The 828-nt window shown below is 36.0% G+C and carries 1 protein-coding gene; it reads right to left on the bottom strand.

Features of this window, described 5'->3' with window-relative positions:
* On the bottom strand, window positions 1-79 hold a 79-nt coding region (locus V3W49_RS22645; protein ID WP_500148196.1), incomplete at its 3' end, for a VOC family protein.
* Between the last annotated feature and the right edge of the window lie 749 nt (window positions 80-828).

The following is an 828-nucleotide window of genomic DNA, read 5'->3' as shown; positions in this document are numbered from 1 at the left end:
ATCCAAACACCTCGGAATAAAACTTCTGGGCGCGAGCTTGGTCATCAAACGGGATCTCAAAATGAGATACTTTGTTCATTGTATGATCAGCTAATTTTGATAAATATTAAGACTTGTTCCAGATTTACAAGAAACATTCAAAAGATAAAATGAGATCATTGCACTGATTGTTAGCTAAAAGTCAAGTGGTAGCTCAGTTCGTATCAAATGTAGGCGGAAGCCAACAAGGCATGGAAGGGAGTTCCACGGAGGTGTGAGAATAAGCGAATCGCGTTATTCAAAGCACGTTGTCAGCTTCCGTGTTTCAAATAGCTATTTCAGAGATAAAAAGGACTCAGGTTTCTCTTTTTATTAGGAGGGGGATCAAAGTAGAATTGTGGTTCTGGAAGAAAAATTTCATGACAAGATCACTTCCCTTATTCATAAAACTCTGAAATCAAACGAGATCTCTAGTCCCGAATTAAAACAGAAGGTTTGGGGATATCAGTATGATGATGATTTCAAGTATGGTCACAAGGCAGGTTTCCTAATTGGTCTAATCATTGGAGATTATATGGTGACATACGAAAGATTTCCATCACCGGATGAACTGATCGAAATAAGAAAAATCTTAGAATCCCATCTGGACGAAATTAAGGATAGTGTTTTAGATCATTTTTTCTTTTACAAGGAATAATTCGTCAAATTATTCGAACCATCCATTCTGATCAATTAAATAGAATATCAGATGAGATTCTTCATGTTTGACAGAAAAACAGGAATGAAAGAAGGGATTTATGTTTTTGCACGAAAACAAAATGGTGATTTCAACAACATTGTTTTCGGTGT

This window comes from Rosenbergiella sp. YN46 (genome assembly GCF_036620675.1).
GTDB lineage: Bacteria > Pseudomonadota > Gammaproteobacteria > Enterobacterales > Enterobacteriaceae > Jejubacter.
The sequence above is the reverse complement of the archived record's forward strand: the minus strand, read 5'-3'. Positions and strand labels throughout refer to the sequence as shown.